Here is a 14,014-nt window from a genome sequence, read left to right on the forward strand (position 1 = left end):
GCCCTTGTTTACACTTGAGGGATGCAGCCAACGCGATCCGTGCGTCCTTTTGAGGTAGTCAGCGAATACTCTCCTTCGGGAGATCAACCTCAAGCGATCAAGGAGTTGGCTCAGCGCATCAACGCGGGCGAAACAGACATCGTGCTGCTGGGGGCCACCGGTACGGGCAAGTCGGCAACGACGGCGTGGTTGATCGAACAGGTGCAACGACCAACGCTCATCATGTCGCACAACAAAACGCTCGCGGCCCAACTGGCCAACGAGTTCCGTGATTTGATGCCCAACAACGCCGTTGAGTATTTCGTTTCCTATTACGACTACTACCAGCCTGAGGCCTATATCCCTCAGACAGATACCTTCATCGAGAAGGACTCCTCTATCAATGCCGAGGTTGAGCGCCTCCGTCACTCCACTACGAACTCGCTACTGAGCCGCCGCGACACCGTAGTGGTTTCGACGGTATCGAGCATTTATGGATTAGGTGCCGCAGAATCCTACCTAGAAGCGATGATTGCTCTGCAGGTGGGTATGCGCATCGACCGGGAGACGCTCATTCGCAAATTCGTTGGCATGCAGTATCAGCGCAATGACTATGACTTCTCTCGTGGTAATTTCCGAGTGCGTGGCGACACCATCGAGATCATTCCGGTGTACGAGGAGTTAGCAATCCGGATCGAAATGTTCGGTGATGAGATCGAAGCCCTCTACTCGCTGCACCCGCTCACGGGCGATATCGTGAAAAAGATGGACTCAGTTTCCGTCTTCCCCGGCACGCACTATTCGGCCAGCCCGGAAACAATCAAGACGGCTATCGTCTCGATTCAAGAGGAACTGGCAGATCGTCTCGCCATTCTTGAACGTCAAGGCAAGTTACTTGAGGCACAGCGCCTTCGCATGCGCACGACCTTCGACATCGAAATGATGGAACAAATCGGTTTCTGCAACGGCATCGAAAACTACTCGCTCCACATGGATGGGCGCCAACCGGGGGAGCCACCGAGCTGTTTGCTCGATTACTTCCCCGATGACTTCCTCGTAGTACTCGATGAGTCGCACGTCACCGTGCCGCAAATCGGCGCGATGTACGAAGGCGATGCGTCGCGCAAGCGAACTCTGGTGGAGCACGGCTTCCGCCTTCCCAGTGCGCTCGACAACCGACCGCTCAAGTGGGAGGAGTTTCTCGACCGGGTGGGCCAAAAGGTGTATCTTTCAGCAACGCCTGGTAAGTACGAACTTGGAATCACCGACTCCGTTGTTGAGCAGGTCATCCGCCCCACGGGTCTCATCGACCCCCACATCATCGTCAAGCCGTCCAAGGGCCAAATCGATGATCTGCTCGAACAGATCACGGCCCGGGTGGAGAACAATGAACGCGTCTTGGTGACCACACTCACGAAGAAGATGGCTGAAGAACTCACCGAGTTCCTTTCGGAGAATGGTGTGCGCGTGCGCTACCTGCATTCGGATGTCGATACGCTGCGTCGGGTCGAACTCCTCACAGAACTCCGCCAGGGAGTCTACGACGTTCTCGTCGGCATCAACTTGCTTCGAGAGGGCCTCGACCTGCCGGAAGTCTCGCTCGTGGCAATCCTTGATGCCGATAAGGAGGGCTTCCTTCGCTCGTCAACCTCGCTCATCCAAACCATCGGACGCGCGGCGCGTAACGTTTCGGGTGAAGTGCACATGTACGCCGATGTCGTGACTCGCTCGATGGCTTTCGCGATCGAAGAAACCGACCGGCGCCGGGAAAAACAGATCGCATACAACGCCGAGCACGGCATCGACCCTCAGCCCCTTCGAAAGAAGATTGCGGACATCACAGATGCGTTGCTCCGTGAAGGCGCAGACACCGCCGAACTGCTCGCTACGCGCAGCAGGGACGGCAAGAAACGCGCTCCGACTCCGAACCTCAAGCGTGAAGGAATTGCGGCCGCTGGTGGCAACGATCTCGAACAAATAATTTCAGACCTCAACGAACAGATGCTGCAGGCAGCATCCGAGCTGAAGTTCGAACTCGCTGCTCGGCTGCGGGATGAGGTTCAAGAACTCAAGAAAGAGCTACGAAAGATGGAGCAGGCCGGTCACTTGAAATAATTGTCGGTGCGTGCCGCCGGCATACGCGTTAGCAACGGCTAGTGGAGCTATCTCGCGGTGAGGGGCTACTCGCCCTGGGCGCGTAGCGATTCATGGAGAGCGAGGAGCATGCGCTCTGATTCAGCGGAGTCATAGGGGAGCGCGGTAGCGCGTGCTGCATTACGTCGCTTCTCGACCGGCTCGCCCTGAATGATGCGCAGTGCGCGTTCAATATGGTTCGGGTCCGGCTCAACTGAGAGTCCGCCACCGTCCACGATAAGGATCGATGGTGTGGAGCCGCTGGTTGCAACAATGGGCGTTCCTGAAGCGAGCGATTCCAGTGCAACGGCGTGGCCGTGATGGTTTTCTGCCGTCACTAGGGTGATGTCAGCGGTAGCAAAAACTTCGGCACGTTCAGCGAGCCCAAGATCGCTTGCGCTCAGAAACTGCACGGGCAGCCCTCTCGTGTTGCGATCCAGACGCCCCAGTAGGGGTCCGTCTCCCATGAGTACCAGTTGAACGTTGTCACCTCCTGCAATGAGCCGTTTGACCGCGTCGATGGCGAGGCTAGGCATCCCGGCAGAGGTGAGGGGCGTTGCGCACAAAAGGACGATGTCTGCGCTGCTGGAATCGCGAAGAATGCTGTTGTGGCGAAGCGGAGAAAACACTTCCACGTTCACCCCCGCCGGGGCGTGAATCACCTCATCGTCGCTAGCCGCTGCCGCTGCTGCTACGCGATCGCTGGAGCCCGCCTCCCGTACGGAGTCGCGCACAGTTTCTAGATGCGCGAGCTCCCGAGCTAGGGGAGCCACGCTGACTACCCGGCCGTAACCGACGTGGTTCTGGATGCTCGGCGCAACTTTGCTTGACTGGTCGACAATGTATATAGCGGGGATACAGTTCTGTTGCGCCCATGACCCGAGCTCTCGAGCGCTCAGGCGATCGGCGACCTCAATGTGATCCGGAACAATCCTCTCGAGCGCGCGCCGTATTGCTTTCGCTATCGGCACGAAGCCACGAGATAGGGAGCGTCCTCGAGCAGGAACCGTAATGACCGTGCCGTACTCGGCCCACGCCACAGACGGCTCTGTACCCGGAACGATGACTGTGAACTCGTGGCCTGCCGCTAGGTACGCGAGCCCTCGAGAGCGGACCGCGCTCGAGGGACCGAGCGAGGGTGCAGTGAAGAAACTCGTGACGTGCGCGATGTGCATGGTGCCATTATCCCGCTTACTACTCTCGCGGCTGGGCAAACGCACAGGCAATGTCAGTGGTCTCCGTAGAATAGGAAGGGTGACTACTGCACAGTCGATTCCTAATTCTCACCTCAGCGTCCGCGGCGCTCGGGTTCACAATCTCAAGAACGTCGATCTGGAGATTCCGCGTGATTCTCTTGTCGTCTTTACCGGCCTGTCTGGCTCGGGTAAATCGAGCCTTGCGTTCGACACAATCTTCGCGGAGGGTCAACGCCGCTATGTTGAGTCTCTCTCGGCCTACGCCCGCCAGTTCTTGGGACAGGTGGATCGACCCGACGTCGACTTCATCGAAGGCTTGAGCCCTGCGGTGTCGATCGATCAGAAATCGACCAACCGCAACCCTCGCTCTACTGTCGGCACGATCACAGAGATTTATGACTACATGCGGCTCTTGTGGGCCCGCATCGGTGTTCCGCATTGCGCTGTCTGTGGCGAAAAAATCGAGCGCCAATCGGTGCAGCAGATCGCCGACCAGCTCATGAAGCTCGAAACGGGCACGCGCTACCAGGTGGTGAGCCCCGTGGTCTCGCAGAAGAAGGGTGAATTCGTTGATCTCTTCGCAGAACTCGCATCGAGCGGTTACTCTCGCGCCATTGTTGACGGCGATGTTGTGCAGCTCAGTGATCCGCCCAAGCTCAAGAAGCAGTTCAAACACGACATCTCCGTTGTCGTCGACCGACTAGTCGCTGGCGACGATATCCTGACGCGTCTCACCGACTCCCTCGAAACTGCGCTTCGTCTCACCGATGGCACCGTTGCGATCAATTTTGTGGACGAAGAGGGTGATGCCGCTTGGCGTTCGTTCTCCGAAAAACTGTCGTGCCCGAATAACCACCCCGTCCAACTCACCGAGATTGAGCCGCGGACGTTCTCGTTCAACGCTCCTTTTGGCGCTTGCCCGGAGTGTTCAGGGCTCGGTACTCGCATGTCGATCGACGCAGATCTCCTCGTTGCCGATGACTCGGTGAGCCTCGCTGAGGGCGCCATTTTGCCCTGGGCGCAGGCGGGCAAGGGTCTCTACAATTACTTCGAAAAGTTACTTGACGGCCTTTCTCGTGACCTCGACTTCTCTCTAGACACCCCGTGGGGCGAATTGCCCGACGATGTGCGCGAGGCTGTACTGCGCGGCAACGACTTCAAGGTATCGGTCAAGTGGAAGAATCGCTACGGCCGAGAAATGAAGTACTCGACCGGCTTCGAAGGCGTGATCCCGTACATCGAACGCAAGTACCTCGAGGCAGAGACCGACGTTCAGCGTCAGCGTTACGCCGCGTACCTTCGAGAGATTCCGTGCCCTGTCTGCGATGGAAAACGACTCAAGCCTGAGGTCCTCGCTGTCACGGTCGCTGATAACAGCATTTCGGATATCTGCGAGCTCAGCTTGATTGATGCCTACGGTTTCATGAAGGAACTGGAACTCTCCGATCGGGATGCTCGGATCGCCGCGCAGGTGCTGCGTGAAATTCGTTTGCGCCTCGAGTTCTTGGTTGAAGTAGGGCTGAGCTATCTCAATCTCGCGCGCGCAGCAGCCACGCTGAGCGGTGGAGAAGCGCAGCGTATCCGACTGGCGACCCAGATCGGTTCTGGCCTTACCGGAGTCCTCTACGTGCTCGATGAGCCCAGCATTGGGTTGCACCAGCGTGACAACCGTCGACTGATCGAGACGCTCGTAAAGTTGAAAAACCTCGGCAACACGCTCATCGTGGTCGAGCACGACGAAGACACTATTCGAACAGCGGACTGGGTCGTTGATATCGGGCCAGGTGCCGGCGAGCACGGTGGAGAAGTTGTTCACTCTGGCTCGTACAAGAATCTGCTCAAGAACAAGAACTCAATAACGGCTGATTATCTCTCGGGGCGAAAGGCGATCGAGACGCCGAAGAAGCGCCGCCCCGTCGACAAGACCCGTCAGATCGTGGTTGAAGGTGCTAAAGCCAATAACCTCAAGAATCTTACGGTCAAGTTCCCCTTAGGAACCTTCACAGCGGTGACGGGGGTGAGCGGGTCGGGCAAGTCCAGTCTCGTCAATGACATTTTGTACAAGGTGCTCGCCAACGAGCTCAACGGCGCACGCCAGATCCCGGGAAAGCACACACGCGTTACTGGCCTTGAGAACCTCGACAAGGTTGTGCACGTTGATCAAAACCCGATCGGCCGCACACCACGATCGAACCCGGCCACCTACACAGGGGTCTTCGATAAGATTCGAACTCTCTTTTCAGAGACCGCGGACGCTAAAGCGCGTGGATATCTTCCCGGTCGCTTCAGTTTCAATGTCAAGGGCGGCCGTTGCGAGAACTGCTCGGGTGACGGCACGATCAAGATTGAAATGAACTTCCTGCCCGACGTTTACGTCGCGTGTGAAGTATGCGGGGGAGCCCGGTACAACCGCGACACGCTTGCCGTGAAGTACAAAGCGAAGAACATCGCCGAAGTGCTCGATATGCCGATCAGCGAGGCCGCAGAGTTCTTCGAGGCGATCTCCAGCATCCACCGTTTCTTGAAGACGTTGGAAGATGTTGGACTCGGCTACGTACGGCTTGGCCAGAGCGCGACCACCCTCTCGGGCGGTGAAGCCCAGCGCGTCAAGCTTGCCACTGAGCTGCAGAAGCGTTCCATGGGCCGCAGCATTTACGTTCTCGACGAGCCGACGACTGGTCTGCATTTCGAGGATGTACGTAAGTTGCTCCTCGTTCTTAATGGACTCGTCGACAAGGGCAACACTGTCATCGTCATCGAGCACAACCTGGACGTCATCAAGTCGGCGGACTGGCTCATCGACCTCGGTCCTGAAGGTGGTTCTGGCGGCGGTGAGTTGCTGTCGACTGGCACACCAGAAAAGGTAGCCAAAGTTGCCAGCAGCCATACTGGTCAGTTCCTCGCTGAGGTGTTGAGCGGCAACCGTGTCTAGAACGCGAGGGATGCACCGTGGCTAGTACCGTCGCGTGGCGGCCCCGAGCGGGCGATATCCCGAACCAGCCAGGGGTCTACCGATTCACGGACGACAACAAACGAGTGCTGTACGTCGGTAAGGCGAAGAACCTTCGCGCCCGATTGAGTAACTACTTTGCCCCGTTGGCGACGCTTCACGAGCGCACTCGGCGCATGGTTTTGTCGGCGTCGAACGTCGAATGGACGATTGTTGGCAACGACTTCGAAGCGCTCCAACTGGAGTACACCTGGATCAAGGAATTCGATCCACCTTTCAACGTTCAGTACAAAGACGATAAGTCTTACCCGTATCTGGCGATCACGATGGGCGACGAGGTTCCACGGGTGCTCGTCACTCGGAACCGAAACCTTCCCAATGCTCGCTATTTCGGACCGTATTCCCGCGCGTGGGCTATCCGCGACACTGTTGACGTATTACTCAAGGCATTCCCGATGCGCAGCTGTTCCACGTCGGTGTACAAGCGCGCCCAGCAGACTGGACGTCCCTGCCTCCTCGGCGATATTGGCAAGTGCGCCGCTCCCTGCGTTGGCCGAGTGTCTCAAGAGGATCACAAGTCGATCGCTCTTGACTTCGCGTCGTTCATGGCGGGCAACGATTCTCGAATGCTGGACTCCATCCGGGTGAAAATGACGGATGCCGCTGGCGAACAAGACTACGAATCCGCTGCGCGGTACCGCGATCAGATCGGCGCGATGGAGACTGCTCTCGCTAAGAACCAGATTGTGCTCTCTGAAGACGTTGACGCCGATTTCTTCGGCATCGCCCACGACGAGCTTGCGGCTGCCGTACAGCAGTTCGTCGTGCGCGGCGGGCGCATCCGCGGTGTGCGGGGTTGGGTCGTCGACAAAGAACTCGATGTCGAGCTCGGTGGACTCGTTGAATCGGTGCTCCAGAACGCTTATGACGACACCTCCCCGCCGCGCGACGTACTAGTACCGGCGCTGCCAGACGACAGTACAGCGCTCGAAGAGTGGCTAGCGCAACGACGGGGCCTGGGGGCTCGGGTGCGGCTTCGAGTCGCCCGACGCGGTGAGAAGGCGGCACTTGCGCAAACCGTGGAGACCAACGCGAAGAACGCGCTCATGCTCTACAAGTCGAAGCGAAGCGGCGACTTTGTTGCCCGATCGCAGGCGCTGGCGGATATTCAAGAAGCACTCGGCATGGCAGAAGCGCCATTGCGCATGGAGTGCTTCGATGTCTCACACCTCTCTGGAACCAACGTTGTCGCCTCCATGGTCGTGTTCGAAGACGGGCTACCAAAGAAGCAGCACTATCGTCGTTTCAACATCGCCGAGACCACCGATGACACAGACTCGATCTACCAAGTGTTGAAGCGCCGCCTCGCTTACCTCGCTGCCGGCGATGCAGTCCCTACTGCAGCCGAGGTCGAGGAAGCAGCGAAGCTAACGGAAAGCTCTAATGCGGTGGGCGACACTGCACGCTCCGCCCCCGAAAGCGGCGAAGTTCCGGTACCACCCTCCAAGTTCGCCTATCCGCCACAGCTTCTCATTGTGGATGGGGGTCAGCCCCAAGTGAACGCAGCGCAGCGCGCTCTCGAAGAAACGGGTGTCTCGGGCATCCAGTTGGCGGGAATTGCCAAGCGACTCGAAGAGATCTGGCTCCCAAATTCTGATTATCCCGTCATCTTGCCTCGAAACAGCGATGCACTCTTTTTGATTCAACGACTTCGCGATGAAGCTCACCGTTTCGCGATCACCCATCAACGTCAACGACGTTCGAAAGACATTTCATCGGTGCTCTCCACCGTTCCGGGGCTTGGCCCCTCGCGCATCAAGGCGCTGCTCCAGCACTTCGGTTCAGTGTCTCGGCTCCGAGCAGCCTCCCCTGAACAAATGAGCGAAGTACCGGGCATTGGCGAGACGACGGCGGCCGCAATCATCGAGAAGTTGGGTCAGCGTTAGCTCGGGTAGTCTGGAGGCACCATGAAACCCGTGACCGAGCAGCAAGAAGTCCTCATTGTGACCGGCATGTCTGGCGCGGGGCGTTCGACTGTTGGTAATGCGTTAGAAGACCTCGGATGGTATGTCGTTGACAACCTTCCACCTCAGATGCTTCTGCCGCTCGTAGATCTTGCTCACCGGGCGGGGGATTCGCTCCCGCGTGTCGCCGCTGTCATCGATGTTCGCGGTGGAAAGCTTTTTTCAGATGCGCAGAACGCAATCGAAGCCCTACGAGGCTCCACGTCTTTGCGCGTGCTCTTTCTCGACGCCGAAGATGCGGCACTGGTACGTCGATTCGAGCAGGTGCGTCGGCCGCATCCGCTCCAAGATGAGGGCACTCCGCTCGATGGCATCGCCGCCGAACGAACACGCATGGCTGAGATTCGCTCGAACAGCGACATCATCATCGACACTACCGACCTCAATATCCATCAGCTCGCCACCACGATCATTGAGAAGTTCTCGGCGGAGAACGATGCTGGATTGCGTATTACTATTGAGAGCTTCGGATTTAAGTACGGACTTCCAGCGGACGCCGACATGGTGGCTGACTGCAGATTCTTGCCTAATCCCTTTTGGGTGCCCGAGCTCAAAGCATTAGACGGACTCAATGAACGCGTCCGTGCGTATGTGGTTGGGGCGCCCGGAGCACAGGAGTTCGTGGCGGATTACGCCCGAGCCCTCGAACCTGTATTCGCCGGGTATCAGCGCGAGAATAAACGACACGCAACGATCGCGATCGGCTGTACTGGTGGCAAACACCGTTCGGTCGCGATTGCCGAAGAGTTGTCAGCTATTCTTAGCGGCCTGCCCGGTGTAGCCGTCAGCATCAAACATCGGGACCGTGGACGAGAGTAGATTACTCATCCAACAGCACCGTCATCGTGGAAGGAAGGCCAGTTAGTGGCATTAACTGCTGAAGTCAAAGACGAACTGGCACGAATTCAGTTAGGGAAGACGACTGAGCGCGCTGCAGAGCTCGCGACTATTTTGCGTTTCTCCGGTGGTCTCCATCTCATTTCTGGACGCATCGCAGTCGAGTCTGAGCTGGAAAGCGAATTGCTCGCGCGCCGGGTACGCCGCGATATCGCTGAGCTATACGGCGTGCGTTCCGAGATCTCACGCGTCGCCTCGTCGGGCGGTGGCCGTCGCACGAACAACCTTCTGGTTCGCGTGCTTGACGGGGGAGAGACGCTAGCGCGCCAGACCGGACTTCTGGATGCGCGTCGACGCCCCATCCGTGGGCTTCCGAATCGGGTGACCACCGGCGGTCGCGGCGAGCTCGCTGCCGTGTGGCGCGGCGCCTTTCTCGCTGCAGGCTCACTAACTGACCCTGGCCGCTCTGCCGCGCTCGAGGTTACGTGCCCCGGAAACGAAGCAGCTATGGCTCTTGTGGGAGCAGCCGGCCGTCTTCGCGTCGCGGCTAAAGCCCGCGAAGTCCGCGGCGTGCACCGCGTCGTGGTTCGTGATGGCGAGGCAATCAGCGCCATGCTCTCTATCATGGGGGCTAACACCACCGTGGTGAGTTGGAACGAGCTTCGACAGCGCCGTGAAGTACGGGCGACCGCCAATCGTTTGGTGAACTTCGACGATGCCAACTTGCGACGATCCGCGCAAGCCGCCGTTGCAGCCTGTGCCCGAGTAGAACGCGCGCTGGAGATTTTGGGCGACGACGTTCCGCAGCACCTCCGCTATGCAGGAGAGCTTCGGCTGAGCCACCGAGACTCCAGCCTCGACGAACTAGGCCACCACGCCGACCCACCCATGACGAAGGATGCCGTTGCTGGTCGCATCCGCCGCTTGCTGGCGATGGCAGATAAGCGTGCCAGCGATTTAGGTCTTGCGGGTACTGAGGCAAACCTTCCCGCGGAGTTGGACGAGGCTTAGCGTTCGCTCCATGCGGCACGAGTGTCGCATGGACGTGGTTAGACTGGAATCATCGCCTGGCCGTGCTTTTTAGCCGGCACAGGAATCTAGATCCTAGGAGGACTTTCGATGGCTGACTACACTCTTCCCGAACTCTCATATGACTACTCCGCGCTCGAGCCAAGCATCAGCGCAACCATTATGGAGCTGCACCACAGCAAGCACCACCAGGCCTACGTCACCGGAGCGAACGCAGCGATTGCTGGCCTCGCAGAGGCTCGCGATTCCGGCAACCTCGCCAACGTGAACAAGCTCGAAAAAGACTTGGCCTTCAACTTGGGCGGCCACGTCAACCATTCGATTTTCTGGACCAACATGTCTCCCAACGGTGGCGACAAGCCCACTGGCGACCTCGAGAGTGCGATCGATGACCACTTCGGATCCTTCGACAAGTTCACCGCACACTTCACTGCCACGGCCATGGGCGTCCAAGGCTCCGGTTGGGCAGTACTGGCTTGGGACTCGATCGGAGAGCGACTGATCATCGTTCAGTTCTTCGATCAGCAGGGAAACCTTCCCGCCGGTATCGTGCCGCTCCTCATGCTCGACGTGTGGGAGCACGCGTACTACCTCGATTACAAGAACGTGCGCGCGGACTACGTTAAGGCGTTCTGGAACATCGTTGACTGGGCGAACGTCCAAGACCGCTTCAGCGCAGCTCGCTCGAAGACAAACGGTCTCCTGCTACTCTCGTAGCGGCATCGTGGCCGGGTTAGGCCCCGGCTTAAGCCCTGTCTCCGCTAAATAGCAACATCCCACCACTACAGCACGACGCGTCCTAGACGCCTGATTTTCTGGAGTAACAGTGAGCGTAAAAATCGGTATTAATGGTTTCGGTCGCATTGGTCGCAACTTCTTTCGAGCGGCTATGGCCAAGGGCAGCGACATTGAAATCGTCGCCGTCAACGACTTGACAGACAACAAGACGCTCGCTCATCTGCTGAAGTACGACACCATTACCGGCCGCCTTGGCGCCGATGTCACGTTTGATGATGACCACATTGTGGTCGACGGTAATGCCATCAAGGTCTTCGCCGAGCGCGACCCTTCGAACCTGCCGTGGGCTGAGTTGGGTGTTGACATCGTCATCGAGTCGACAGGCCACTTCACTAAGTCGGTAGACGCTGCAAAGCACATTGCTGCCGGCGCCAAGAAGGTCATCGTTTCTGCACCGGCCACCGGCGACGACGTCGCTACGTTGGTTCTCGGAGTGAACGAAGACACCTACGACTCGGCCGTTCACAACATCATCTCGAATGCGTCGTGCACCACGAACTGCTTGGCTCCTCTTGCCAAGGTGTTCTTGGACAACTTCGGCATCGAGACTGGCTTCATGACCACGGTTCACGCGTACACCGCCGATCAGAACCTTCAGGATGGCCCGCACGGCGACCTGCGTCGTGCACGCGCTGCAGCGCAGAACATCATCCCGACCTCGACGGGGGCCGCTAAGGCACTCGGTCTCGTGATCCCCGAACTCGTCGGCAAGCTCGATGGCTATGCACTGCGCGTTCCCGTCATCACGGGATCGATCACGGACCTCACGATCACCACGAATGCCGACGTCACCGTCGAGCAGATCAACGCAGCGTACAAGGCAGCAGCTGAGGGCCCCCTCAAGGGAATCCTGAAGTACACCGAAGACGCGATCGTATCGACCGACATCGTGGGCGACCCGCACTCGTCGATTTTCGACGCTGGTCTCACGAAGGTCATCGGCAACCAGATCAAGGTCGCTTCGTGGTACGACAACGAGTGGGGCTACTCCAACCGCCTCGTTGACGTTGCAGAGTTCGTCGGCGCACGCCTCTAACCCTCAACGACTATGAGCCTCAGAACTCTCTCAACGCTCTCCGAACTGCGCGGAAAGCGCGTCATTGTCCGGTGCGATCTGAACGTCCCACTTAAGGACGGTCAGATCACCGACGATGGTCGCATCCGCGCATCCTTGCCCACGCTAAACGCTCTCATCAACAAGGGCGCCCGCGTGGTCATCGTTTCTCACCTGGGTCGCCCCGGGGGAGAGCCCGATGCCCAGTACAGCCTCGAGCCCGTCGCGCAGCGGCTCTCGGAGTTGCTGGGTAAGGCAGTGGTGTTCGCTAAGGACACCGTAGGTCACGCCGCCGAACAGGCCGTCGCTGACCTCGAGGATTGCGGCGTAGCGCTGTTGGAGAACCTGCGGTTCAATGCCGGCGAAACTTCGAAGTCAGAGGCCGAACGCGAAGAGTTTGCTCACAAACTCGCTCGCTTCGGCGACGCGTTCGTCTCTGACGGTTTCGGAGTCGTGCACCGCAAGCAGGCGAGTGTTTTCGAGCTTGCTCAAGCGCTTCCTAGCGCTGCGGGATTGCTCATTGAGAGCGAACTTGACGTGCTTGAACGCCTCACGGTGACTCCCGAGCGTCCCTACACCGTCGTTCTGGGCGGTTCCAAGGTCTCAGACAAGCTCGATGTCATCGGCGCTCTGCTCCCACGAGTGAACACGCTGCTCGTCGGTGGTGGCATGCTGTTCACGTTCCTCGCTGCTCAAGGCCACAAGGTCGGGGCTAGTCTGCTGGAGCACGATCAGCTCGAGACAGTGAAGAATTACTTGTCGCAGGCGGCAGAATTAGGCGTTGAAATAGTGCTGCCAACGGACATCACCGTTGCTGCTTCGTTTGGGCCGGACGCTGCTCACACGGTGACCTCGTCGAATGCGATCGAAGACACCGAGTTTGGCGACGCGGGAATCGGTCTCGACATCGGCCCAGAGACCGCCGCACGTTTCGCGGAAGTCATTCGCAATTCGACGACCGTGTTCTGGAACGGTCCCATGGGCGTGTTCGAGTTCCCTGCTTTTGCGGCGGGCACAAAAGCAATCGCGCAAGCTCTGACCGAGACAAACGGTTTGGGCGTCGTGGGTGGCGGTGACTCCGCCGCTGCGGTACGAGCACTAGGTTTCAACGACGACCAATTTGGTCACATTTCTACGGGTGGCGGTGCGAGCCTCGAGTTTCTTGAGGGCAAACAGCTTCCCGGACTGGAGGTACTTGGATGGCAAAGGTAAAGCGCGTCCCGCTCATTGCGGGCAACTGGAAGATGAATCTGGACCACCTCCAGTCAATCGCTTTCGTACAAAAACTTGCGTGGACGTTGAAGGACGCGAACCACGACTTCGGCGTCGACGGCGCCGAAGTTGCGGTGTTTCCGCCGTTCACCGACCTGCGCTCTGTGCAGACGCTCGTAGCTGCAGATAAGCTCGACGTGCGCTTTGGCGCGCAGGATTTGTCTGAGCACGACTCAGGCGCTTACACGGGCGAGATTTCTGGCGCTTTCCTTTCGTCGCTTGACTGCCGGTATGTTCTTGTTGGGCATTCCGAACGTCGCACAATGCACGGCGAAACCGACGAGCAACTCGCGCGTAAAGTCGTCGCCGCCCTCAAGCACGGCCTTATTCCTGTCCTGTGCGTGGGCGAAACAGCTGATGACCTCGAAGCCCATGGACCGAGCGCAGTTCCTGTTGCTCAGTTGAGAGCGGGGCTAGCCGGAGTCACCGGTAGCCCTGAAATCGTCGTCGCCTACGAGCCCGTCTGGGCGATTGGTTCAGGCAAAGCGGCTACACCAGAGCAAGCGGAGCAAGTCGCCGCGCGTCTCCGCGAAACCCTTGCTGAAGTACTTGGCGAGGATGTCGCAGCGAGCACTCGGATCCTCTATGGCGGCTCGGTGAAGTCAAACAACATCGCAAGCCTGATGCGCGAGCCGAACATTGACGGAGCTTTAGTCGGCGGTGCGAGCCTCGATGTGGCTGAATTCGCCAGCATCTCGCGCTTCTCCAAGCACGTCGGCACCTAAACGCTATACTGTTCGAG

Annotated in this window: 10 protein-coding genes; 9 read left to right on the plus strand and 1 reads right to left on the minus strand. The window is 58.6% G+C overall.

What is annotated here, in order from left to right:
• Positions 1-21: 21 nt before the first annotated feature.
• Positions 22-2,094 (plus strand): excinuclease ABC subunit UvrB, encoded by a 2,073-nt coding sequence (uvrB, locus tag ACR3YK_RS11720; protein WP_486175031.1) that lies wholly within the window; start codon positions 22-24, stop codon positions 2,092-2,094.
• Positions 2,095-2,159: 65 nt separating this feature from the next.
• On the opposite strand, the gene ACR3YK_RS11725 is transcribed toward uvrB, so the two are convergent.
• The gene (locus tag ACR3YK_RS11725) at positions 2,160-3,287 is read right to left on the minus strand and encodes a glycosyltransferase (RefSeq protein ID WP_486175032.1); all 1,128 of its coding nucleotides are present in this window, start codon (positions 3,285-3,287) and stop codon (positions 2,160-2,162) included.
• A gap of 79 nt (positions 3,288-3,366) precedes the next feature.
• Between ACR3YK_RS11725 and uvrA the strand changes: the two genes are divergently transcribed.
• The 8 genes from uvrA to tpiA all read left to right on the plus strand — a co-directional run bounded on the left by uvrA (position 3,367) and on the right by tpiA (position 13,997).
• Positions 3,367-6,240, plus strand: coding sequence for an excinuclease ABC subunit UvrA (gene uvrA / locus ACR3YK_RS11730; protein ID WP_486175033.1), 2,874 nt, complete (start codon positions 3,367-3,369; stop codon positions 6,238-6,240).
• Positions 6,241-6,257: 17 nt separating this feature from the next.
• Entirely contained in the window at positions 6,258-8,204 is a 1,947-nt protein-coding gene (gene uvrC, locus ACR3YK_RS11735; RefSeq protein ID WP_486175034.1) for an excinuclease ABC subunit UvrC, read from the plus strand.
• 21 nt (positions 8,205-8,225) lie between these two features.
• Positions 8,226-9,101: an RNase adapter RapZ gene (gene rapZ, locus ACR3YK_RS11740; protein WP_486175035.1), complete on the plus strand. Its 876-nt coding sequence runs from the start codon at positions 8,226-8,228 to the stop codon at positions 9,099-9,101.
• 45 nt (positions 9,102-9,146) lie between these two features.
• Entirely contained in the window at positions 9,147-10,130 is a 984-nt protein-coding gene (whiA, locus tag ACR3YK_RS11745; RefSeq protein ID WP_486175036.1) for a DNA-binding protein WhiA, read from the plus strand.
• Between the two features lie 108 nt (positions 10,131-10,238).
• Positions 10,239-10,865, plus strand: coding sequence for a superoxide dismutase (locus tag ACR3YK_RS11750; RefSeq protein ID WP_486175037.1), 627 nt, complete (start codon positions 10,239-10,241; stop codon positions 10,863-10,865).
• A 109-nt stretch (positions 10,866-10,974) separates the two neighbouring features.
• On the plus strand, positions 10,975-11,982 hold the full coding sequence (gene gap / locus ACR3YK_RS11755; RefSeq protein WP_486175038.1) for a type I glyceraldehyde-3-phosphate dehydrogenase: 1,008 nt from the start codon (positions 10,975-10,977) through the stop codon (positions 11,980-11,982).
• Between the two features lie 12 nt (positions 11,983-11,994).
• A complete protein-coding gene (locus ACR3YK_RS11760; RefSeq protein ID WP_486175039.1) occupies positions 11,995-13,212 on the plus strand; it encodes a phosphoglycerate kinase in 1,218 nt (405 codons plus the stop codon).
• Entirely contained in the window at positions 13,200-13,997 is a 798-nt protein-coding gene (gene tpiA / locus ACR3YK_RS11765) for a triose-phosphate isomerase (protein ID WP_486175040.1), read from the plus strand. The genes ACR3YK_RS11760 and tpiA overlap by 13 nt, the downstream gene beginning before the upstream one ends.
• The last annotated feature ends 17 nt before the right edge of the window (positions 13,998-14,014 follow it).

The sequence above is a fragment of the Salinibacterium sp. 10G20-15 genome (genome assembly GCF_057365065.1).